This window comes from Lacinutrix sp. Bg11-31 (assembly GCF_002831665.1).
In the GTDB taxonomy this organism is placed as follows: Bacteria; Bacteroidota; Bacteroidia; order Flavobacteriales; family Flavobacteriaceae; genus Lacinutrix.
Genome location: NZ_CP025118.1, coordinates 2,038,144 through 2,062,658, shown reverse-complemented (window position 1 = coordinate 2,062,658; position 24,515 = coordinate 2,038,144). Strand labels below are relative to the sequence as shown.

The 24,515-nt window shown below is 32.0% G+C and carries 18 protein-coding genes; 4 read left to right on the top strand and 14 right to left on the bottom strand.

Going from position 1 to position 24,515, the window contains the following annotated elements; genetic code table 11:
* Positions 1-19: 19 nt before the first annotated feature.
* The 7 genes from CW733_RS09240 to CW733_RS09210 form a co-directional block, all read right to left on the bottom strand.
* Positions 20-3,334, bottom strand: coding sequence for a zinc-dependent metalloprotease family protein (locus CW733_RS09240; protein ID WP_100996926.1), 3,315 nt, complete (start codon positions 3,332-3,334; stop codon positions 20-22).
* A gap of 72 nt (positions 3,335-3,406) precedes the next feature.
* Positions 3,407-7,129, bottom strand: a complete 3,723-nt coding sequence (locus CW733_RS09235) for a M4 family metallopeptidase (RefSeq protein WP_100996925.1) — start codon at positions 7,127-7,129, stop codon at positions 3,407-3,409.
* Between the two features lie 685 nt (positions 7,130-7,814).
* Positions 7,815-8,540 (bottom strand): DNA alkylation repair protein, encoded by a 726-nt coding sequence (locus tag CW733_RS09230; RefSeq protein ID WP_100996924.1) that lies wholly within the window; start codon positions 8,538-8,540, stop codon positions 7,815-7,817.
* 139 nt (positions 8,541-8,679) lie between these two features.
* Positions 8,680-9,846, bottom strand: a complete 1,167-nt coding sequence (locus CW733_RS09225; RefSeq protein WP_198520069.1) for a M28 family peptidase — start codon at positions 9,844-9,846, stop codon at positions 8,680-8,682.
* Positions 9,847-9,898: 52 nt separating this feature from the next.
* Positions 9,899-12,151, bottom strand: a complete 2,253-nt coding sequence (locus CW733_RS09220) for a TonB-dependent siderophore receptor (RefSeq protein WP_232730340.1) — start codon at positions 12,149-12,151, stop codon at positions 9,899-9,901.
* A 52-nt stretch (positions 12,152-12,203) separates the two neighbouring features.
* Positions 12,204-13,100 (bottom strand): FecR family protein, encoded by an 897-nt coding sequence (locus CW733_RS09215; protein ID WP_100996921.1) that lies wholly within the window; start codon positions 13,098-13,100, stop codon positions 12,204-12,206.
* Positions 13,101-13,160: 60 nt separating this feature from the next.
* Positions 13,161-13,676 carry an RNA polymerase sigma factor gene (locus CW733_RS09210; protein ID WP_100996920.1) on the bottom strand — a complete coding sequence of 172 codons (516 nt, stop codon included), beginning with the start codon at positions 13,674-13,676 and terminating at the stop codon, positions 13,161-13,163.
* Between the two features lie 131 nt (positions 13,677-13,807).
* Here CW733_RS09210 and CW733_RS09205 point away from each other — a divergent pair, with 131 nt between their 5' ends.
* The 4 genes from CW733_RS09205 to CW733_RS09190 all read left to right on the top strand — a co-directional run bounded on the left by CW733_RS09205 (position 13,808) and on the right by CW733_RS09190 (position 18,673).
* Positions 13,808-15,502 (top strand): LamG domain-containing protein, encoded by a 1,695-nt coding sequence (locus CW733_RS09205; protein WP_157811564.1) that lies wholly within the window; start codon positions 13,808-13,810, stop codon positions 15,500-15,502.
* 150 nt (positions 15,503-15,652) lie between these two features.
* Positions 15,653-16,981, top strand: coding sequence for a signal recognition particle protein (gene ffh, locus CW733_RS09200; RefSeq protein ID WP_100996918.1), 1,329 nt, complete (start codon positions 15,653-15,655; stop codon positions 16,979-16,981).
* A 72-nt stretch (positions 16,982-17,053) separates the two neighbouring features.
* Positions 17,054-17,935, top strand: coding sequence for a bifunctional 5,10-methylenetetrahydrofolate dehydrogenase/5,10-methenyltetrahydrofolate cyclohydrolase (locus tag CW733_RS09195; RefSeq protein WP_100996917.1), 882 nt, complete (start codon positions 17,054-17,056; stop codon positions 17,933-17,935).
* A gap of 15 nt (positions 17,936-17,950) precedes the next feature.
* The gene (locus tag CW733_RS09190; RefSeq protein WP_100996916.1) at positions 17,951-18,673 is read left to right on the top strand and encodes a TIGR02206 family membrane protein; all 723 of its coding nucleotides are present in this window, start codon (positions 17,951-17,953) and stop codon (positions 18,671-18,673) included.
* Here the strand turns inward: CW733_RS09190 and CW733_RS09185 are convergent.
* From CW733_RS09185 to CW733_RS09155, 7 genes are all read right to left on the bottom strand, one after another.
* Positions 18,666-19,088 (bottom strand): VOC family protein, encoded by a 423-nt coding sequence (locus tag CW733_RS09185; protein ID WP_100996915.1) that lies wholly within the window; start codon positions 19,086-19,088, stop codon positions 18,666-18,668. The two genes, CW733_RS09190 and CW733_RS09185, sit on opposite strands and share 8 nt — an antisense overlap.
* 20 nt (positions 19,089-19,108) lie before the next feature.
* A complete protein-coding gene (gene rluF / locus CW733_RS09180) occupies positions 19,109-19,918 on the bottom strand; it encodes a 23S rRNA pseudouridine(2604) synthase RluF (protein ID WP_100996914.1) in 810 nt (269 codons plus the stop codon).
* Positions 19,919-19,934: 16 nt separating this feature from the next.
* On the bottom strand, positions 19,935-20,762 hold the full coding sequence (locus CW733_RS09175; protein WP_100996913.1) for an alpha/beta hydrolase: 828 nt from the start codon (positions 20,760-20,762) through the stop codon (positions 19,935-19,937).
* Position 20,763: 1 nt separating this feature from the next.
* A complete protein-coding gene (locus CW733_RS09170; protein WP_100996912.1) occupies positions 20,764-21,132 on the bottom strand; it encodes a cupin domain-containing protein in 369 nt (122 codons plus the stop codon).
* A gap of 21 nt (positions 21,133-21,153) precedes the next feature.
* Entirely contained in the window at positions 21,154-22,128 is a 975-nt protein-coding gene (locus CW733_RS09165; RefSeq protein ID WP_100996911.1) for a YitT family protein, read from the bottom strand.
* Positions 22,129-22,237: 109 nt separating this feature from the next.
* Positions 22,238-22,789, bottom strand: coding sequence for a hypothetical protein (locus CW733_RS09160; RefSeq protein WP_100996910.1), 552 nt, complete (start codon positions 22,787-22,789; stop codon positions 22,238-22,240).
* Positions 22,790-22,937: 148 nt separating this feature from the next.
* Positions 22,938-24,470, bottom strand: coding sequence for a helicase HerA-like domain-containing protein (locus CW733_RS09155; RefSeq protein WP_100996909.1), 1,533 nt, complete (start codon positions 24,468-24,470; stop codon positions 22,938-22,940).
* Positions 24,471-24,515: the final 45 nt, after the last annotated feature.

Sequence of the window (24,515 nt, the reverse complement as noted above, 5' to 3'; positions counted from 1 at the left end):
CTATCAATTATAGAGTCTCTCAATCTATAATCAACTTCTTTATAACTTTATTTTTACCAGCTACTAACATTTGAACAATGTAAGTTCCTGATGCTAAATTTGAAACGTTAATTCTATTGTCATTTTTTACCAAGTTTTTTGATAACACTTGTCTTCCTAATAAATCGAATAATGTAACATCTAATTCATTGATTGAACTAAAATTGATAGTCAATTCTGTTGATGCTGGATTAGGATACATTTTTATTAAGTTACTATCAAATTCAGTAACACCTAATGTAGAGGTTTGAACACCACAATAGGTTATACTCCAGGAATTTAAAACACCATCATCACCAATACCTGTATCTGTAACATTTAATTTCCAATCACCAAAACTACTTTCTCCATTAAAAGCAGAAAGAGGTTGCACAGGTTGTAAGGTTCCAGAAATAGCAGGACTAGTTGTAGAACAAGTAATAGAAGCAGAGCCTGCATCATCAAAAGTTGCAATCATGTCTGGGTTTCCTTCACATTGCGTTGCTATCAAAGCTACAGAAGTACCTTGAGGACTAATTAATTCTAAAACAACATCTCCAATAAAAGGATGCGTAATGTTTACACTAATATTAATGTCTGATAAAGGAATGTCATTTCCAATAGTTATCGTACTATTTAAAGTTTGTGTAGAAACAATTGGTGTTGGTGCTGTACTATTCGCAGTTAAACACTCAGTCGAACCAGTTATAAAACTATATCCTGATGTAAATGTACCTTCAGCACAATTGCTTTTAGGTCTTACTCTCCAATAGTAAGTAGTAGCTTCACTTAGAGCTGTAGATTGTGTATACGAGTTACTAGTTGTAGAGCCAGTTTCAATAATAGTACTAAAGCCTGAGTTGCTAGCTATTTCAATATCATAGACTTCAGAAGTACCACTAGTATCTTCGCTCCATGTATAATTTGGATAAGTAGATTGATTAGTACTGGAATCTGCAGGACTACTAAGAGTGGGTGTTGGATATGCACTAGGTTTCAAAGTTAAATTAACATTTTGATTTCTAGTAATAGTTGTAGATGTACCATCTGCAACTATTGTATAATCTTGGGCAGTTGCACCAGAATAACCAGTAACAGTCATAGTAATCGTTTCTTGTGTATTATTAGCAGTAGCAGGAGAAAAAGCTGCATTAGCTCCTGTTGGTAGGCCAGTTGCTGTAAACATAACAGTTTCTAAAAATCCTGTAGATGGTGTATATTCAAAACCATAAGATGTAGAATTTGTATTATTACATTCTATTTTAGTAATATCTAAAGCTGTTAAAAAGAACGTAGGTGTAGTTACTTCTTCAATAGTAATTATTGCATCATTAACATCTAAGAAAATATTATCTGCAGCTTTTACCATTAAACGACCAGTAGTTGTAGTGGTTGGAGGAACAGTTATATCTGCAGTTCCATTATTTAATACACTATTGGCTAATATTACAGTATCTGTAAAATCTCCTAATGCTGAGAAAGTAATGTTTACTAATTGAGCATTTACTGTAAGTATGTTTGTTGTATTAGCTACATCCCAAGTAATGGTTTCTGTAGTACCTTGAATCCAAGTAGTATTTGAATTTTGACTAGATACTACAAAAGGTCCAGAAGTCATGTCTGTATTAACAGTCATTAAATCATCTGCTGTTTGTCCTCCATAAATAACGTTATCTCTTACTGTTAAAGCAAACTCGAAAGCACGTTGTACTTGAGGAATTACTTCCCAAGTTGGCATAAGATTATTTCCTAAAACATCACTTAATTGAGGAAAGTACCTGTTAGGCGCAGTTGTTCCTCTTCTAGATCTAAACATTGGACCGGCAGTTGCTGTAGGAGCTGGTTGTAGAGGAGATTGCATATCTTCATTATCATTTTGTTCCCAAGTGTATGTAATTACATCTCCATTAGTAGCTGTATCTGGATCTGAACCAGTTCCTGTAAGTTCAAATGCTGTTCCAATAGGTATAGTAAAATTGGCTCCGGCATTTGCTGCTGGAGGTAAGTTTGTTACTATTATTTCATCAAAACAAGTAGAACTAACACCACCTTGAATGTTTGCGCTTATGTCTCTAATGTTTACATAATTAAAATAATCGTCAGAATTATCTTGTACATTTTGGCCAGTACATATTCCAGCATAACCCATAATTGTAGAACCACTACCAGGTTCTACTTCTGTATTGTTACCACTTTTTAAGCATGTTGTAGTACCATTATGTGTATGGTAACCACCCATTTGGTGACCAATTTCATGCGCAACATAATCAACATCAAAAGAATCTCCTGTTGGATTTGATCTACCTGTCATTCCACTTCCTTTATTTCCAGAATTACAAATACAACCTATACAGCCAGCATTTCCTCCACCATCTGTATTAAAATTGTGCCCAATATCATAATTAGCATCACCAATACCTGGGAAACCAGCAGCATCTCCATCAATTACTTCCTGTGTTTTGTCGTTGTATTCACCATCCCATGGATCTGTTGCGGCATCATAATACATGATATCAAAATTGTTAGGTACAAATTGATATGTAATTCCCATTTCCTTTTCATAAATACCATTAACACGCGTCATGGTAATTACCATTTGCGCCATGATATTAGATTTTTTATCAAAATCTGTAGTTGCACTTCCAATAAATAATGCACCATACTCACCAGTACAAGACATTGCTAATTCGTAACGCCTTACTTTACTGTCGTCTGTAGCTCTAAAAACTTCTTTTGGAGGAGTTTGCATGGCTTTTTTATACATAGTATTATCTGTTTCACAAGAAAAAACATCTCCTGAAGTATTCACCAAATCATCACGCTTGTATGTTATATATATAGACTTGTCTTGAGTGTAAGGGTCAATAAAATATGTCGATTTTCCTGGCTCAAAAATTTGACCATGAAAGCCAGCTTGAGAAACACTAAAACGAATAAAAGTTCCTGGATTTTCTATAGAGCGACCAACATAACTTTTTATGTTTGGAAGTTGAGTTGCTAAACTTGGATGTAAAATTTCGGTATCTAAAACACGATAGTTTTCTACTTCTCCATCTGCGTTAGGAACATTAATAATATGAGAGGACTTTCCAAAAAACTGTCCTTGAATAGGTGCGTTATAAATTTTGTTTTTAATAGATTGAATGTTTACAGTATATAAGTTAAATGCAGTTGGCATTTTATCTTGATTAAAACTGATGTCTTTTATATCTGTTTTTTGAGATATTTTAGACCAATCTGCTGCTCTATTTTGTGACCATGAAATACTCATGATACAGCAAAGAACTACTGTGAAAATAAATGTAATTTTTTTCATAATAATTAGTTTTGATTAGAATATTAAAAAGCCCGATAGTATGGCACCACCAGGCTTTAAAGTTTACTTAAACTACTTAATAATAAACTTGAATGTATTGTTTTTGTTAATCACTAAAAAGTACATTCCAGCAGCTAAATTAACTGTAGAAACACTTGCATTATTTGTGTTAACTTTCTCTGTGTGAATTAATGCGCCTGTAATTGAATATATTGAAGTTGTTTCAATAAGGTTAGCAACACTCTTTACGGTAATGTTTTCGTTGTTAGATATCAAAGTTGGGTAAATTTGAAATTCTGAAGTTTCAAACTCTGTATTAGATAACGTGTTTGGCTCATGTAAAGCAAATGTGCTAAATCCAGTAAAGTTAGCTTTGTATGTTCTGTATTGTTGAGCCGCATTTGTTTCTAAAAGAGAACCTGCAATTATATAATTTCCAGATCCATCTGATGCATCATCAATAGCTCCACTTACTTTAATTATTTTTAAAGCACCAGGATCTGTAAAGCCTGTTAGTTCAGCATCTGTAAAATATAAAGTTACATCGTAAGTTGCTGTACTAGCATTTGCACCATCTGCTTCAATTTTAAATACTTTACCAGAGTGCTTTCCAGTTATATTGCTATACGAAGCAGTAATTCCAACTTCTTCTACATTAAGTGTTACACAACCTAAATCTACAGAAGCATTTTCTATAATACCTAAGACTCCACCGTCTTGATCACTAATAAAATAGATTTGATTACCTGTTTTTACAGTTTCACTATCTGAATTAGCTAAATCGCCTTCTACAGCTGCAGCTTGACCAGTTACTAAAATATTATCAATAGAGAAACTATAAGGTCCTGCTGCTATAGAGTCATTATACCATCTCCAAATTAAAGTAAACGCTTTATTATCTAAAGCAGGCATTACCATATTAAATGTTCCAACTTTGTTTGGCCCAAGTCCTCCTGGTGATCCATCTGTAGCAAACTTTTCAACAGATTCATAAGTTGCTCCATCAAACGAGTACATAAATTCTCCCCAATCAAATAATGCAGTTTGGTCATTTTCACCACCAGCTTCATAATCAAACTTAACAGTTACATTAGAGATACCACGAGCATCTACAGGTTTACTTATTAAATGTATACTACTAAAAACTGTACCATCATAAGTTGGTTCTGGTGTATTAGATAGATTTGGAACCACATAAGCTCTTCCTGTTGAAGTTGGTCCAGTACCATTAAATAACCATGTATTGGCATCAAATTCAGAATTTACAAACCATCCAGTTGGTGTAGTTGACACATCAAACGTTTCGTTTAGAAGTTCTACAGTTCCAGATCCTACAATTGGTACATAATCATCGTCCATAATTGTGATTGTATGTTTTCTTATACCTGTATCATTAGGGAAGTCCATTTGAATTTTTTCGGTTCCTTCAATTATTGCATCATTATAAATAGTAACTGTAACTTGTTGTGTATTAGAAGTTGCTGAAACTGGGAATGTTAAACTAGAAGGAGAAATATCAAAATCTTCACCTAAAGAAGCGGTAGAGTCACTAAATGTAAAATTAGCAGTTTGCGCTGTTGTTACAGTAGCAGCAGTTATAGATACAGTAATGGTTTTAACCTCATTACATCCATTTGTTGTAGTTGCTTCGTTTACTAAACTAGCACTAGATGCTTCGTATAATAAAACATTTGCATCTGGAGTTACATACTTTTCTCCAACACATACAGCGTGCCAAGCATTTGTTACTTGTTCTACTTCTGCAGAAGTATAATTCATTTCTGCAATTAGTAATGTTGCTTTTCTCATTTCTTCAAACTTAGCGTTTGGAGTTAATAGCAATTCTGCTTGAAATGTAATTTGTTCTGCAATTGCATAACCAAGACCTGTTACAGAATAGGCCTCTCCTCCTGGATTATCAACTCCATCTTGTGTAGATGGGTCTACAACAGCTTTGTCTTTTCCTGGAGATAATGTTTGTCCAGAACCTGTAACTAATAAATAAAACCATTTGTTAAGTACACCACTATTGTTGTGTACACCACATTGATCGTTTGCTAGTGTTGGTTCACCGCATTCTGGTTCTGCCCAGTCTGATCCACCATAACAAGAAGGATTACCAGCAGCGTTTGGATCATCCATCCAACGTAACGCTCTTGAATCTGCAGATCCAGGTGCTAAACCTCCGTCTCTTTCATCAATCTGTTCTCCAATTCCCCAAGGATCGTATGGAGGTACAGTACCACCAATTTGAATAACATAATTTTCTACGGCTGCTGCCCAGATATCAGAGAAACCTTCGTTCATAGCTCCAGATTCTCTTGCGTAAACAAGATCTGCAGTTGCAGAACACACTCCATGTCCAATTTCATGTCCACAAACATCTAAAGATGTTAATGGTAAAAAAGAACCATTTGGGTTTCCTCCACCTTGGTAACTTCCATCTCCATAAGTCATAGCTGTTCCGTTCCAAAAAGCATTATCATAAGCATCACCAAAATGCACATAATTAAGAATTTTAGTTCCTTTATTATCATGACTACTTCTACCGTGCTTTTCTGCCCAATATCTTACCACAATTTCTGCTCCCCAATGTGCATCTAATGCAACATCATCATTCTTTTTTTCATTATGAGTTGGATAACTTAGACTAAAATCATTTCTTAAATGCTCTGCAGATGACCAATTATTGTCTGAAATTTCTGCAACCGTTTGTGCTTCTGCTGATCTTGAGTAACCATCATAAATTGAATAAGAGGGAATACCATTAACATTAACTGGAGCGCCACCAACACCATCATAAGATCTTGTTTCGTTTAATACTAAAGATTCGTCTGCTGGAGTTGCTGGATCATCAACAACACCATAAGATGATAAATTTATTGTTCCATCTAAAGAATATGCTGTTACACTTCCTCCTAAAGGAGCATCGCTTGTAAATGTTGATAACGTAGTTTCAAAAGTTCTATTTCCAGCAAATCTTGTGTCACCACTTGCTTGTACAAAATAAGGAGCGTAAGAAACTACTTTTTTAGCTTCATCTCTTTTCTCATTAATTTCGTTAGCATGCTTAATAACGGCATCAGCTAATAATATTTTTCCTGATTGCGCATCTACAAAAACGTTTGCTCTATAAACAGGTTCTGAAGCATAAATATTAAATTTATATGCTAATTTTAATTTAGCTTTATATGATGAGTAATCGTTAACATATACTAATTCACCTACAGGAAAATGTTCTACATAACTAGCTTCAAGACTACTTAATGCGTTTGCATCGAATGTTTTTGCCATTTGTTCTGTAATAACATCCCATACATATTTATCTGCGCCTACGTGTTGCGTTGCTTTATTTCTAGCATGCTCTTTAGATAAGGTAACAGGAGCATTCATGCTCTGCTCTATATTATAATGCTCTAATGTTACAAACTTAACTTCGCCTTCTTTTACAAAAGCTTTGTATCTAGCATGTGCTATGTTTACATCATTATATGTAGCAGAAAATGTAATGATTTCAGATCCAATTTTAGATTTTGATACATCTGTAATTTTAAATTGAAAAGCATCATTGTTAATTTGAAGTGTGTTTTTTAGAAAACCTGGTAAGTTTTCAATAGTTAAACTGTAATTGGGTTTAATTTTAATACTTGAAGGTGTTTGTCGTTCTTGGTTCATTAAGTACGACTCAATTTTTGTGTCTGTTTTTAGACTGTTTTCAAGGTTTTGTTGTTTTTGCTGAGCTGATAAAAATCCAGAAAAAAGGACACAGCATGCAAGAAGTAAAATTTGTTTCATAATTACAATTGTTAATTAGTTAAAAGTTTAAAACCCTAACTATTAGGATTAAATCTTGGTTAAGCTAAAACTTGAGTTTTTGGCAAATGGACAAATATGCCCTTAACGTTATTAAGACAATCGAAATTAATTTTACCCTAAAATTAATTGTGATTTCCTTAACAAAATTAAATTTGTTAACTAATTATTGAGAGAGATGTATTAATTAATACGGTAGTAAATAGTGATAAAGAGCTTACAAAAACGCTCCTTTTTATTTTTGATGTAAATACGGTAAAATGTTAATATAGAAAATAAACTTGAGAGAGAGAGAGAGAATAAACAACTTATGTAAAAATCAATTAGAAGGTTTTAAATACAAAATAAAATTTATAATCAATTAACTAACGTCTGTTAGCCGTAAATATATAAAGTTATGTTAAATATAAAAATTTTAAAAAGACTTTTACTATGCGTACATAAAGAAAGATTAAATTTAGCTCTAAAGCTAATATTTTGAGTGTATACTAACGAGTTTTATTAAGGTATCATAATTCTTGAAAGAAAATTCACCCATTTAAATACGCATAATCTTACAGTAGAAGTATTCCATAAGCTTCTATATTGTGTTTATAATACTGTTTTATTAGGAGTTAAAATTTTAGAGAAGGAAGTTAGCTTCTAATAGTTTTTATAGTGATATATCTTACATTTTATAAACACTATTGATAATTGGTTTTCGATAGTGATCCCTTGGGTAATCAGACATTCTTATGTTTTCTTTTTGTAATTCTGCTAATGCATTTTTTGCAATCCATTTTGCAGATTTACTTTCAAATTTTAGTATCTCTCGAGCCACATCTATTGCTTTTCTATTTAAGTCAATATTACGTTTGCCAATATTTCGTAAAGCCCAATTAATGGCTTTTTTCACATACTGTCTCTCGTCATTTGCTTCGCGCTTTATTATTAGAAAAAACTGTTCAAACAACTCGTTTTCTGAGGTTTTATCTGCCATACAATATGATGCTAAGATTGCAAAGCTAGCTCTTTTTTCAAATTGGGATTCTCTCTCAGACCACTCTAATATTTTAGCAATGGCAAATTCACTTTTAGAGAAAAGCCCCATACAAAAACTGTCACAGATTTCCCAGTTCTCGAATGTCTTAACCCATTTTTCCATTAAAGGTTCTGTAACATCTTTAGGTTTAAACATTTTGCTACACAAAAGTCGTGCTTCGTAAATTCCGCTATCAAAAAGTTGTAAAGCAAGTTCGTTGTTTTGCCCAATGTCTTTGGCTATTATTTTTAAATCCTTATGATAAATACCTAAAGAATTGTTAGAAATTATTCCAAATTTTTTCTCTTTGAAGATTACCTTATCAGCATCTCTTAAATCATAAAGACATTCTATAATTTTATTGTAAGTCATTTGTTGCTATTTTAAGTCTTAGACAATTAAAGGCTATAAATATTGCATTCTTAGTAGACCACGAAATGCTTAAACGGGATAATAAGACTTACTTCATTGTAGAAAATGAGTAGTTTTTTTATAAAACAGCTTCTAGCTTTTATTGAATTACTATTTTTTTTGTAACTCTAGTCTTGTCATTTTTTAAAGTAGCTAAATAAATACCGCTATTTAAAAAGCTTAAATCGATAGTTTCTGTCTGGCTGTTTATTTTTGCTTTATAAACGATCTTTCCTAATACATCTAGTACTACTATCTCTAAATTTTCAGTTATAGAATCTTTTAGTTTTATATTAAATTTACCTGTAGAAGGATTTGGATAAAAACTAATATCACTTTTAGAATTAAAAGTTGTAACATCTAAAGTATTAAGAGCAACAGCAAACTCTAAAGCAGTACCTAATGCACCTTTAGTAACTTCAAAAAGATAGTTTACATCCATATTAGCTAAAGTATCTGAACTTGTATGTGCATGTGGTGTTTCATTTTTTTCGTAAAGACCAGTGATTATCTCTCCATTGTTTTCAAAAGGAACATAATCTGAAGAATACGCATAAGAAATTTCGGTATTTAAGTTTGAATAAAAACCAAAACAATTAGCCATAATAGTTGTTGAAGCAGCAGAAGCGGCATTATTAGAACTAGGTGTGTTGTCTTGGTCGTTTTCGCAAACAATAGTGTTGTTTATTAAACCATTAACACCTCCAACTTCATCGATATTAAATACTAGAGAAATATCTAAGTTATCTGGTATTACTGTATTGTTTACGTAATAATTACTTCCTATTAAACCATCTTCTTCTCCACTAAAATGAATGAATTTTATTGAGTATTCTGTGTTCACATTTTTTAATAATCTGGCTAGTTCCATAATTAGCACAGTACCACTTCCGTTATCATTTGTACCTGTTCCATTTATAGTGTCGTAATGTGCATCTATAATTAGGTAAGTATTTGGATATACAGATCCTGTTTTTGTAATAATAATATTATTTGTTGTATTCCCTCCATAACTAAAAGGTTGCTCTACTATGTTTGTGTAACCTAAGTTTTGATACCTTGTTTTAATCCAGTTTTGCGCATTACCAAGTGCAGTAGAGCCAACATCCTTAACTCCAAAGTTTTCGAATGCAGTTAAGTCTGTTAATATATTTGAAGAAGAAACATTGGAAACAACAGTGTTATAGTATGCGTTATAGGTTTGAGCGTTTAAAGATGAAATACTTAAAGTAAGTAAGATTACTAAAGTTTGTAATATTTGTCTCATTATTGTGGGCTTTTGCATGAAAATAAATGTATAAACAGTAAACAAATGTATGTTATTTAAAACGAACTCTAAAACTCAAATTAGGAGTAAAACCAAGCGACTTACTATCAATTTTAGAGATAGAATTATCTTCGTTTAAAATGTAATAACTGTTAAGTGTGTTTTCTCGATTTAAAAGATTCCAAATCGAAAAACCTAATTCGGCTTTTGTGTTTTTAGCTAAATTAAAATTATAAGTTCCAGAAAAATCGGTTCTAAAATAATCGTCTAAATTGGTGTTATTTGCTGGGTTGTAATTTATAGTATTATCGAATATTGGTTGTTGTTTGTTAGGAGTTGTAGTTGGTTTTCCAGATTGCCAATTAAAACCTAGTGCCAGTTTTAAATTATTAAGAGTGTAGGTGCCTGCAAAAGTGAGTGCTTGAGAAATAGCAGTATTGTTAGCGAATGCTTGTGCATTATTTAGTGTAGGAAACGAATAAGTGTTGTCGCTTACAGAGTAACTTAGCCACGTGCTAAAAGCGTTAAATTGCTTATTTATTAAAAAGTCTATACCTTTAGTTTTGTAGTTTCCAATGGCATGTATGTTTTGATATTGGTTTTGAAATCCTTGACTTCTTGTAGTTATACCATCTACATGTTTAATAAAAGCTTCTGCGCTTACTAAGAGTTTATTTTTGTTGTAATGCAAACCAATAGAAGCTTGTTTGCTTTCAATAATTGGTAACGTGGTGTTGTTTGCTAAAACCCAACGGCGTTTTTCGATACCTAAAAAATCGTTTTGTCTATCAATAACTTGAGAAGTGACTTGACTTTTAAATTCGCCTAAAAGTTCAGCCTTAAAATGTTTTAAAAATTTATGATTGACACTTAAACGCGGTTCTAATAATAATACGTTAAAAGGTTTGTAATAATTGCTTCTAGTTCCAATTTTTAAATGTGTTCTATTGTTGTAAGACGAAAAAGTAAACTCACTAAAAGTGGAATGTGTACTAACCTCATGTTTTATTTCACTCCTAAATTCAGGGTTGTTTATTTCTTCAAGATTGGTAATACCTACTTGTGAATATTGGTAGCCATTTATCCAACGCAAACGTTCATTAAAGTCTAATTTAAGTTGTAAAGTGATGCCATGATCTAAAACAGCATTGTTTTGTTGTAAGCGTTGGTTGTTTTCTGCATCAAAATTTGTGGCATTTAGTTTATAGTCTGAAACGTTTAGTTGTACTTCGCTACTTAAAAAATCACTCCACTGCCTATTATAGTTTAATCCTGTGGCAAGATTTCGTTGTGTAATACCACTATTTAAAGCAGTTGTTATATTATTGCTAGTATTACTTTCTAAGTAGTCTAACGCATTAAAAATAGTAGTAAAACTAAATCTTAATTTATCTTTAACTGAAAGGTCGTGCAATAATTTTGCGCTTATATCGTAAAAATAGAATGTCTCGTTTGAAGTTGAATTTTGGTTATCTACTGAAGGATTATCAATATCTGAATCCTGAAATATACGATCGAAATACTGTTGATACGTTGGTGTGTTTGCAACATCTGTAATAGACCGTCTTGCAGATAATTGCAACTCCATATTATTCTGTAGCTTTAGTTTAGTAAACGCATTTGCTTCAATTAAATTTAAGCCTAAACCTGCAGAGCTCTCTTCGTTTAAATCGTTATCTAAACGCATATCTATTGTGCTCGAAACACCATCGCCATATAATGCGCTTGTGCCGTTTTTAGAAATAACAACATTAGAAACTAGGTTAGGATCGAAGGCAGATATTAACCCGAAAAAATGACCAGATTGATACATCTTTATACCATCCCAAAGTATTAAATTCTGGTCGTGTGTTCCACCTCTAACATTAAGATTAGAAACAGATTCATCAACACTTAAAACGCCTGGTAATGCTTGAACAGTTTGTAAAACATCAGGTTCTATTAAACCAGGAAGGATGCCATAATCGTTTGGGTTTAAAACAATTTCGCCAGTTTTATTTTTTGAAATACCTGTTGTTAAATAGGTGTTTAGCTGTACTTCTTGGAGCGCTTCAATTGGCCTAGTTACTTTTCGACTGGGAGCAATGGCAACAAAGCGACTGTTTATAATTTTGAAGTTTAAATTAGTGTTTGTTCTTAGGTAGGTTATCGCATCGTTATAGGATAATAATGTTGAAGGTTCAGTGATTTCAACACCTTCTATAGTTTTGTCTGCGTAAGTAAATCTAATATCAAAACGTTTTTCTAAAGCTTTTAAAACTGTGGTAAGTGGTATCTTTTCAGTTTTAAAAGTTTGTGAATTCACGCTAATAAAACTAAAAAAGAATAGGATAATTAAGAGAGTGAACTTAATTTTTTTACTCACGCTTTAGCGATATCTTATTGTTGTTTTTAGTATAGGCTAAGTTAAGTGGAATAGTAATGACTTGCAATGCAATGTCCAAATTATTATGCGCAAAACGACCTGTAAACAACTGGTTTGTATCTATATTATTAACGCTAAAAGTAACATTGTATTGTCTTTCAAACTCTGCTATTACTTGAGTGTAAGGCATGCTTTTAAAAGCAGACTCATTGTTAATCCAAAACGGACTAGTATTTTTTATAGTTGGTGTTTCAACTAAGGTGTTCTCTAAAATTAAAAAACGTTCTCCAGGTTTTAAAATACGGCTTGTTTCATTGTATTCTACTTTTACAGAGCCTTCGTAGCAAATAACTTCAAAAAGATTAACTCTGTTTTTAACGTTAAACTCTGTGCCTAAAACAGAAATATTTCCAGACGATGTGTGTACAGTAAACTTAGAGCCTTTGGCAACTTTAAAGTAAGCTTCTCCATTTAAGTCTAGATCTCTACTATCACTCCAACTACTCTTATTAAAAGCTAAAGTAGATTTTGCATTCAATTTTACTTGAGAATTATCAGGTAAAATTACATTTTCTTTTTCAGCAAATTCAGTTGTTATATTGGTGTCTAAAGTTGTAGTGTAATAATAAGAACTAAAGCAAATAGCTAAAATTGCAGCTACACGTAAAAACGGCTTTAACCAATTGTTTTGTTTCTTAGTTTTGTTTTTTAAGACAAGATTTAATTTTTCTAATTCACTTTCAGATTCAAAATCTAGAGACTTAAATTGCTGCAAAGCAGAATCCAACCTAGTTAACTCATCGAAGTCTTCAAGCTGTTTAAAAGCTTCAAGCTCCTGAGAATTCAGGTTGTTGTCTAACCATTTTTTTATTAAATCTTCTCGTTTCATAATTCTTATTCAAGTATATAACAACTATATATTAAAAACTCCTACCATTGTTTAAATTCACTATAACTCCTTTATGTCTTGACGCAATTTTTTTAACGCTCCATAAATACGTTTTTCTACAGCTTTAGTACTAATGCCAAGTATCTCTGCTATTTCTTTATGTCTTTTGCCTTCAACACGATTCATCATAAAAGCAACACGTTGCGCATTCGTTAAATTAGAAAGTGCTGTTTGTAATTTTTTATTATATTCTTGTTCCTCCATTACAAATTCTGGAGACTCATTAGTGTAATGTTTTGGTTTTGTTTGATGGTGTTTTAAAACAATTTTATGATGCTTTACTTCATTTAACATTAAGTTGTTTGCAATAGTAAAAAGATAGCTTTTTGCTTTTTCTGGTGTTACTTTTTTACAGTTCTCCCAGAGCTTTATAAAGGCATCTTGGGTTTTGTCTTTTGGGTTTAAGTGGTCACCAAATTTATAGTACAAGAAATTACTTAAATCTTTTGCGTGCTTTTTAAACAAAGCATTAAAGATGATTTCATCACAAATATTATCATGTAAATTTTTTGCCATAGGTGTTTATAAAAACTTTCTAAATGTAAAAAAAAAGGAATACAGAGTTAGGGATTTTTAAAAGTATATTGTTTTTATATTATATCAGCCTATTAAAAACAAAGATTATGAACTTTAATTTGTTTAAAATATTGAGTAAAAATAGAATTACTTTATGTGTTATAGCCTTATTGGTATTTGCATGTCAAGAAGAATTAACAGAAGTTGCATTACCAAATAATCAAGAGATGATTATTGAAAACTCTAGTTTGGCAGAACTAATACAAAACACTGTGTCTTTAGATGGTTCGATAGATAATATTATAGATAATGCTAATTGCTTACTCATTAATTTACCTGTAACTGTAGAAATAAACGGTGTTACTGTTATTATTGATAGCATTGAAGATTACCAAGTTGTAGAAGCTATTTTCGATGAGATAAATACAGATGAAGATAGTGTAGAAATATTATTTCCTATTACAGTTACTCTAAACGATTATACAGAAGTTATAATCATTAATAATGATGAATTAGAGGTTTTTAAAAATGAGTGTTCTAGTGAAAATGAATCAGATAACGATATAGAATGTATAGATTTTCAATATCCAATTGTGTTTTCAATTTACAATACAAACATTCAACTAACAGAAACAGTAATTATAGATTTTGATGAAGCACTTTATAGTTTTATTGAAAACTTAGAAAGCGGTGTTTTAGCAAGTTTAAACTTTCCAGTAACCATGGTTTTAAGTGATGGCAATATTGTAGTTGTTAATGATAATCAAGAGTTAGAAGCAGTAATAATTGATGCTAAAGATGGTTGCGAGGAAGACGATGACTATGATTGGGATGATGATAACTGCGATATAAACCAAGTTGAGGCCAATCTCCTAGAATGCGAATGGACTATTACTAGTTATAATAACGATACTGGGTTTAATATTTTTAATATCGATTTTATGGATAATGGAAATACAACAATTACTTCCGATAACGAGTCTTACACTTCAGATTGGACTATTTCTTTAGATGGAGATATTTATTTAGATTTTTCAAGTATTTCTGGAGGAAACATTCAAGTTTTAGAAGGCAATTTTATTCTAGTAGAATGTACGCCAAATCAAATGATATTTCATGATCCAATCAATACGGATATTGAATTGATTTTAGATAAGGATTGTTGCAATAATCCAGGTGTTTTGTTAAACGATTTAATAATTTATATGCCTTTTGCAGAAGAAGCTCACGATTTAATAAGCGGTTTTAATGCACAAAACATTACAAATACATTTGTAGAAGATAGAAGCGGAAACTCTTTGTGTGCTATGGCATTTACAGGAAACGATACATTCGAAATTCCTGTAAATACAGATAACCAACTTATTCAAGGCGATAGTTTTTCTATTAGTGTTTGGTTTAAAATGCAAAATACAGTAGCAGGAGATTTAGAAATATTCTTTAGGTCACCAGGAAACGCAACTCAAGGATTTCAGTTAGGAGTTTACGACTTAAACACGCCATTGCTTTCAGATAATTTAGGTTTTAATCTTTGGGATAATGACTGGAATGGAGAAGTTGATGTTGTATGGGAAAATACAGACTGGCATCATCTTGTAATAACTGTTGATGCTAATAATGCGGTTAAACTTTATAGAGATGGAATTTTAAGAAACGATATTGGGAATTCAACTATAAGTATTGGTACTCAAGCTGCAAATACATATATTATAGGTGAAGGTTTTGTTGGTCATTTAGACGATTTAAGAGTTTATAAAAGAACATTAAATCCAAATGAAGTAAACACATTATATACTTTGGATGGAGATTGTTATGACTGTTTATAATTAAAATATAGTTTTTGTTAAGTCGATTAATAATCAAAACTAAAAGGTTGCTAAATTTAGCAACCTTTTTTTATGGAATTATTTGCACCCGAAACTTCGTAAATAGGCTTCAAATTCCTATTTTTGTGCTTCTTAAAAACAGAAAGAATTATGTTTAATAATTTAAGTGAAAAGTTAGATAAAGCGCTACACGTACTAAAAGGTCACGGAAGCATTACAGAAGTTAATGTTGCCGAGACTTTAAAAGAAGTTCGTCGTGCACTTTTAGATGCCGATGTTAACTTTAAAATAGCTAAAGATTTTACCAATCGCGTAAAAGAAAAAGCATTAGGGTCTAACGTATTAACGGCGTTACAACCAGGACAATTAATGGTTAAAATCGTTAAAGACGAATTAACCGAGCTTATGGGAGGAGATGCTGCAGGCATAAACCTATCTGGAACTCCAACCGTAATTTTAATGTCTGGTTTACAAGGTTCTGGTAAAACAACCTTTTCTGGTAAATTAGCAAACTTTTTAAAAACTAAAAAAACTAAAAAACCTTTATTAGTTGCTTGTGATGTTTACAGACCAGCAGCAGTAGATCAATTACATGTAGTAGGAGATCAAATAAAAGTAGACGTTTATAGCGATAAAGGAAATAATGATCCAGTTGCCATTGCATTAGCAGGTATTGCATATGCAAAGCAAAACGGACATAATGTGGTGATTATTGATACAGCAGGTCGTTTAGCTGTAGATGAAGCCATGATGACCGAAATATCGAACATTCACAAAGCCATCCAACCTCAAGAAACACTATTTGTTGTGGATTCTATGACAGGTCAAGATGCTGTAAATACAGCTAAAGCCTTTAACGATGTCTTAAATTTTGATGGTGTAATTCTAACAAAATTAGATGGTGATACAAGAGGTGGAGCAGCAATTTCTATTAAATCTGTAGTAAACAAGCCAATTAAATTTATTGGTACAGGTGAGAAAATGGAAGCGATAGATATTTTCTATCCTTCGCGTATGGCAGATCGTATTCTTGGAATGGGAGATGTTGTATCTTTAGTTGAAAGAGCTCAAGAGCAATTTGACGAAGAGGAAGCAAGAAAAATACAGAAAAAAATTGCTAAAAACCAGTTCGGGTTTGATGATTTCTTAAAACAGATTCAGCAAATTAAGAAAATGGGTAATATGAAGGATCTTGTAGGCATGATTCCTGGAGCAGGAAAAATGATGAAAGATGTAGATATCGATGATGATGCTTTTAAACACATTGAAGCTATTATTCATTCTATGACAGTTCAAGAAAGAACAAATCCTTCGGTAATAAATGCAAGTCGTAAAAAACGAATTGGAAAAGGATCGGGAACTTCGGTAACACAAGTAAATCAGCTTTTAAAGCAGTTCGACCAAATGAGCAAAATGATGAAGATGATGCAAGGCGGAAAAGGAAAAGCAATGATGAATGCAATGAAAAACATGAAGTAATTCTTGTTTTAAATTTATAATATTAAGTCTAAGTTATACTAGATAAAAACAACCAATTAAAGGAATTCAATAATGACTATACTCGACGGTAAAAAAGTATCAAACGATATTAAAAACGAAATCAAAGCTGAAGTTGATAAAATGAAAGCTAATGGTGAGAAAGTGCCACACTTAGCTGCTGTTATCGTTGGGAATGATGGAGCTAGTTTAACTTACGTTGGAAGTAAAGTTCGTGCTTGTGAGCGTGTTGGTTTCGAATCTACAATGGTTCGTTTGTCTAACACAACAAGTGAGGTTGAGTTATTAGATAAAATTGAAGAATTAAATAATAATGAAGATATAGACGGTTTCATTATTCAGTTACCATTACCAGCACAAATAGATACACAAAAAGTGTTAATGGCTGTCAATCCAGATAAAGATGTCGATGGTTTTCATCCTATGAATTTTGGAAAAATGGCGTTAGATATGTCAACATTTATTCCTGCAACACCATTTGGTATTTTAGAACTTTTAGACCGTTACGAAGTATCTACAAAAGGAAAGCATACTGTGGTTATTGGTCGTTCTCATATTGTTGGAAGACCAATGAGTATATTAATGGGAAGAAAAGGATTTCCAGGAAACTCAACAGTTACACTTACACATAGTCACACTAAAAATATTACTCAAATTACATCACAAGCAGATATTATTATTTCGGCATTAGGAGTTCCTAATTTCTTAAAAGCAGAAATGGTAAAAGACGATGTTGTAATTATTGATGTTGGAATTACAAGAGTTCCAGACGAATCTCACCCTAAAGGTTACGTTATTACTGGAGATGTAGATTTCGAAAACGTTAGTAAAAAAGCAAGTTTTATTACGCCTGTTCCTGGTGGAGTAGGGCCTATGACAATTGCAATGTTACTTAAAAACACATTATTAGCAAGAGAACGTCACAGAGCAATGTAATTTGTATATTGTAGCGTGATATTTTTAAAATCAATACTAATTGTCTCAATAGAAATAGGAAGTATTCAGCATATTATGCCAATTGCATTTGCTGTTATTTTTGCTATTATTTTAATTAAATTTTCTAAAAGCAAGCTCAATAAAAAGCAACAAGAAAAGGTTTTTAAAGGCTTAGGTGCTTTTGTTTCACTTACAGTTTTAGCATTTCATATCAATCTTATTTCAAAAGGAGGTTATAGTATAGTTGCAGATTTACCATTGTTTCTATGTAGTTTTATGGCACTTTTTATTTTTATTTTTACAGAAAGCAGAAAATATTGGCTTTATGAAATTTTACTGTTTTGGATTATTGCAGGAACAAGTCAAGCTGTACTTACGCCAGATATTCCTATCGGCTTTCCAAGTTTTGATTATTTTAGATATTGGATTGCGCACTTAGGTTTACTAGTCATCATTTTTTATGCAACTTTTGTTTTTAATTTACTACCTACTTGGAAAAGTATGTTTAAATCCTTTTTAGTATTACAGGTTTATATGCTTACTGTTTTAGGAATAAATTACCTGTTAGGTTCAAATTATTCATACTTAAATAAAAAACCAGAATCGGCTTCTGTATTAGATGTGTTAGGAGATTGGCCAATGTATTTAGTAGTTGTTGAAGTTTTTTTAATCCCTTATTTTTTTATTATTTACTTGCCGTTTTTTATTGCTAAAAAGCTAAAGAAAAATCCTATTTAGCAAATAGCTGACTCCTATCTTTAAAAGCTTTAAACTCTAAAGCGTTTCCAGCAGGATCTTTAAAAAACATTGTCGCTTGTTCTCCAACTAATCCTTCAAAACGAACATAAGGTTCTATAATAAATTTAATGTTTTTTAGTTTTAGTTCTTCTGCGAAAGCGTGAAAATTATCCCAAGGTAAAACAACACCGTAATGTGGAACAGGAACATGTTTACCATCAACTTCGTTTATTGTTTCGGCTTCTAAAGATTTTTCTTTAAAGTGAATAACCAATTGGTGTCCAAAAAAATTAAAATCGACCCAATGGTCACTGCTTCTGCCTTCTTCACAGTTTAGAATGTCGCGATAGAAAATGCGACATGTTTCTAAATTATGAACTGGAATAGCAATGTGAAATGGTGACAATTGAGACATGATTAATAAGTATAAAACAATTACTCTTTTCTTCTGTTAATAGAATGAATTTTATTTGTTTCTTTAATTTCTGTAGTTTTAGAGGTCTGTTTAGATTCATTATAATGCTTGTCTGAATCTTCTAAAAGCATATTCAAAGTTTTTAATTCATCTGTTGTAAACTCACGATATTCACCTACAGGTACATCAAGCTTAATATTCATTATTCGAGTACGTTTTAACGACGTTACTTCGTAGGTTAAATATTCGCACATACGTCGAATTTGCCTGTTTAAACCTTGTGTTAGAATAATACTAAAGGTATGAGAATCTATTTTTCTAACGGTACATTTTTTAGTGGTTTTATCTAAATCTTCAAGATATATTCCGCTAGCCATGCGTTTAATAAAGGTTTGCGAAATTGGTTTATCTACAGATACAAGATATTCTTTATCGTGATTATTACTCGCGCGAAGGATCTTGTTTACAATATCTCCATCGTCTGTAAGGAAAATTAAACCTTCACTAGGTTTATCTAATCTACCAATAGGGAAGACGCGTTTTGGATATTTTATATAATCTATAATATTGTCTTTCTCAACGCGAGTATCAGTCGTACAAACAATACCTACAGGTTTGTTAAATGCTAGATATACAAAATCTGCTTTACGTTCTGTAATCGATTTACCATCGACTTCAACAACATCGCTTTGGGTAACTTTTGTACCTAATTCTGGAACAGATCCATTAATAGTTACACGTCCAGCGTCTATAAGTCTATCTGCTTCGCGACGAGAACAATAACCAGCTTCGCTGAGGTATTTGTTAAGTCTGGTGAGTTTTTCTTCCATAATGCAAAGTTACAATTTAACTAGCGATATATTCTAGAATATGATTGTTTACAACGTCGTTTCGTAAACCATGACCATATCCTGTTGTAGAGATAAATGTTGCTTTTTTATGATTTTCTACAATCAATTTAGCATCATTATATGGAATGATTTTATCTTCTACATCGTGAATAATAAGTGTTTCTGTTTCTATGTTTTTAGCAAAATTAGCCAAAGAGAAATAAGAAGGCAGATTGTTAAAACGTTCTAAAACTAAATTGTTTAATCCGTTTTCTATACGTTTGTTATAACCCATCATGTCAACATAGCGCTTAAAAACACCAGTAAATTCTGAAGGAGCACCAAGTAGAATAAGTTTTTCTAGATTTTTGTTTTGGTATTTATTTTGGTAGAAACCCGAAGCCATTCCGCCAACCGAATGACCTATAATTATGTCTGGTTTGTAGTGTTCTACAGTAAGGTGAATGCATTCAGAATAAATAACCGCATTAAACTGCTTACCGCTAGAGGCTCCATGCGCAGGAGCATCAAGAGCAATAACATTATAATCTAATGCTCTAAGTTGGTTAATTAAAACTTCCCAACGGTGTGTATTGCTTTCCCAACCATGAGCCAATAAAATAGTTTTACCAGTACTTTTCCAATTATAAGTTAAGATATTAAAGTCTTCATATTTTAACTGATGTGTCTTTGCCGAGTCTAAAAAAGCTTTCTGGTTTTCTAAAACACGTCCTTTTCGAGGAGTTGCAAATAAGTCCAATGCTTTATCTGAAGCATATTTTGGAGAAATATAACTTATCGCGTTTAGCGAGTTTCCTATTATTTTTATTATTGAATTGGCCATACTATTCTTCTCTGTTTACTAAGTCCATAGAAAAAGCAGGTGTGCAAATTGCAATATACTCGCATGCTATAGTGAATGGATTTGAGTATTGTACACGAGTATTTCTTTCTATTTTAATAGATTGTCCAGCTTCTAAAATAATTTCTTCTCCATCTATAATAAATTGCTTTTTGCCCTTTATTATGTATGTGTATTCATCGAATCCTGGTGTTTGAAACGGTTCGCTCCAGCCAGCGGGAGCAATCATGTGTGCAATACTAATGTCTTTATTGCCATCTGTGGCTTGACCAAAATGTTCTTCTATAACTTTACCATCAGTTGTTGGGGCAACAAATGGACTATTTTGTATGGTGTATTTTTTGTTCTTCATATTCATTTCAACTTAATGTTACTATTTAAGTGGTTTTCTCTTAATCATTCCTCCTCTTAAGTCCTTTACAATTCCCATGGTTATAAAAGCGTTCTTGTCAATTTTATCAATTTCAGTATTCAGTTTAGCGAGTTCAAGTCTCGTTACAATAGTGTAAATAATATCTTTATCGTAATTCTTTCCTTGAGTTTCAAATCCGCCCTTACCGGCATAAATAGTACAAGCACGACCTAGTTTTTTTGTAATCATTATTCGTAATGCTTCATGGTGTTTAGAAATAATAGTTACGCCTACATATTCTTCTACACCATCTACAACAAAATCTACAGTTTTTGCTGCAGCTAAGTAGGTTAAAATAGCATATAAAGCAGTTTCAATTGAAAGAATATAAGCGCCAAAAGAAAAAATAATTAGGTTTATTAAAAACAATACATCTCCTATTGTAATCGATAATTTCCGACTAATATAAATAGCTAGAACTTCTGTGCCATCAATTACACTTCCTCCACGCATTGCCAAACCGATTCCTAAACCTAAAAAGAAGCCACCAAATATTGAGATAAGTAGTTTGTCTTCTGTAATTATTGGGTACTCAACAAAATGAACCACTAAAGCCAGAAGTGTAATTGCTATTATACTTTTTAAAGCAAATTTTTTACCTATAGTTTTTGTAGCTAATATTATAAACGGAATGTTTACAATTATTAATAAAGAACTTATAGATAGGTTTGTGGTGTTTTCTAAAAGTAACGAAATACCAGTAGCACCACCATCTATAAAATGATTTGGTAATAAAAATCCTTTTAAACCAAAACCTGCTGAAAAAACACCAATAATAATAAAAATGGATTCTTTTATTGCATGACTTATTTCTACTTTTATGTTGTTAAGAACTGGAGCAATATCTTTTTCGGTTACCGCTTTTTTTACTAGTAGGTTGTTTTCTATCCTTTTGCGAGCAATGTCTGTAAGGAATTTTGAAAAAATTGGATTCATTGCGTTGTGTCTTTAAGGTTGTATAAAGAGGGTTAACTCTTATTTTTTTAATACTAACTCTTCTGAGTAATTGAATACTATGACAGAAAACGGAAGACTGACTACTATTTTACCACCCAACCATAAAATATTTAATTTTAGCAGTATCTGGAATATTTGTTGCTTCAATTTTTTTAGACATATCGAAACGTAATTCTCCAGGTAACTCTTCTTTACTTATAGTAAAAAAGGTATTATTTTCGTTTACTAAAATCACAACATTTCGCAAGGTGTTTTCTATGCTAGATATTTTGTGTTTTGCTTTAATATCACCAAATGTGCTTAATGTTGAAATGCCAGTTTTGGTTTTATAACGCGAATCTAAAATTTTAATCGATCCAATAGTGGTTGTAGAATCGAGAGCTTCTTTTGGAGATAACTCTAGTAATTTTTTTCCACCTTTTTCAAAGATTAAAATAGCATTTACATTTCCTAAAAATTCATCTCCAGCTATTTTTTTAACGATAGAGTCTTTTGCATAAATAGCTTGAAGATCTTTAACTTGTGTTGAGTCTGTAAGTAATCCAATATTATGTTTCGAAATTGAAAACGGATTGACTTCTGTGTTACAAGAGGTCATTAATATAGAAATTGTAAGTAAAGTAAAAATTGTTTTTTTCATCAAAAATTGTTTTAATTTTTGTTTCCGTTTTTATACTGAAGCTGCTTCAGTAAAACGGAAACCTTATATTTTTATTAGTTTTAAAAGTAGAGTAATCAATTCCAAGTAAGATTACTTACTTAACACTACTCGCTACCGACTTTTTTTTCTACATTATCTTCTTCAAAATACCAAAAACACTCCTTATAAAAGTAGCGCTTGTTAGTACTTTAATAATTGGATTCTGTGCAGTACTCCGTCTTCTTGTGCTAGTTCTACTTTTTGCTTTTTTAGCTTCAGCTTCTTCTTTTGCCTCTTTTTCGTCAGCTTTAATTTTTGCTTCTTCTGCTTTGTCAATCCTTTTGTTAAGTATTTCGTAAGCACTTTCTCTGTCTATTTCCTTGTTGTATTTTAATACTAGTTTAGAATCGTCAAGCAAGTTTTGTAGCTCAGTTTTTGTTAAAACATCCATACGACTCATTGGTGCACGCATCATTGTTGCTGCTAATGGAGTAGGACGCCCTTTTTCATCTAAAGCAGAAACTAAAGCTTCCCCAGTTCCTAAAGAGGTTAGAATTTCGGCAGTATCATAATAATCTGTATCTGGATAATTTTGAGCTGCCAATTTAATAGCTTTTCTATCTTTTGCTGTAAACGCACGTAATGCATGTTGGATTTTTAAACCTAATTGACTTAATACACCTTCTGGAACATCAGTTGGGTTTTGTGTAACAAAGTATAAGCCAACACCTTTACTACGAATCAATTTAACGATACTTTCAATTTGGTTTAATAAAGCTTTAGAGGCTTCATTAAAAATTAAATGTGCTTCGTCTATAAACATAATTAATTCTGGTTTTCCAGAATCGCCTTGTTCAGGCATGGTTTCATAGATTTCGGCTAATAAGCTCAACATAAATGTTGAAAATAACTTTGGCTTGTCTTGAATATCTGTTAGACGAATAATGTTAATGTAACCTTTGCCATCGCGAGTAGTTCTTAATAAATCTTCAACTTCAAAACTTTTTTCGCCAAAGAAAATATCTCCACCTTGTTGTTCAATTTCTACAATTTTACGTAAAATAGCTCCAGTTGAAGCGCTTGAAATTCTACCATATTCATCAGAAAATTCTTCTTTACCTTCTTTTGTAGCGTATTGTAATATTTTTTTAAAATCTTTTAAATCTAAAAGCGGTAGTTTATTATCGTCACAATATTTAAAAATTACAGCTACAACACCAGATTGGGTATCTGTTAAATCTAAAATACGGGATAATAAAACAGGTCCAAACTCAATAACTGTTGCGCGTAAACGCACACCATCTTGTTCTGAAAGAGACATCACTTCCACAGGAAAACCTTTAGCTTCGAAATCTAAACCAATTTTTGCATGACGTTCATCAATTTTTGGGTGACCAGGACTTGGTTGTGCCAATCCACTTAAATCACCTTTTATATCCATAAGTAAAACAGGAATTCCTTGTTCGCTTAGATTTTCCGCTAGAACTTGAAGTGTTTTGGTTTTTCCAGTTCCGGTTGCTCCAGCAATTAATCCATGACGATTCATGGTTTTTAGAGGGATCTTTACAAAAGCATCTTTAATAGTTTTACCATCTAACATAGCCGAACCTAATGTTATAAACTCGCCTTTGGTAGTGTTTCCATCTGTGATGTGTTTAAAGAATTCGTCTTGTCTACTCATAATAAATGTTGATTTGTGTAAAAATACTAATCTTAGCTGAAATGA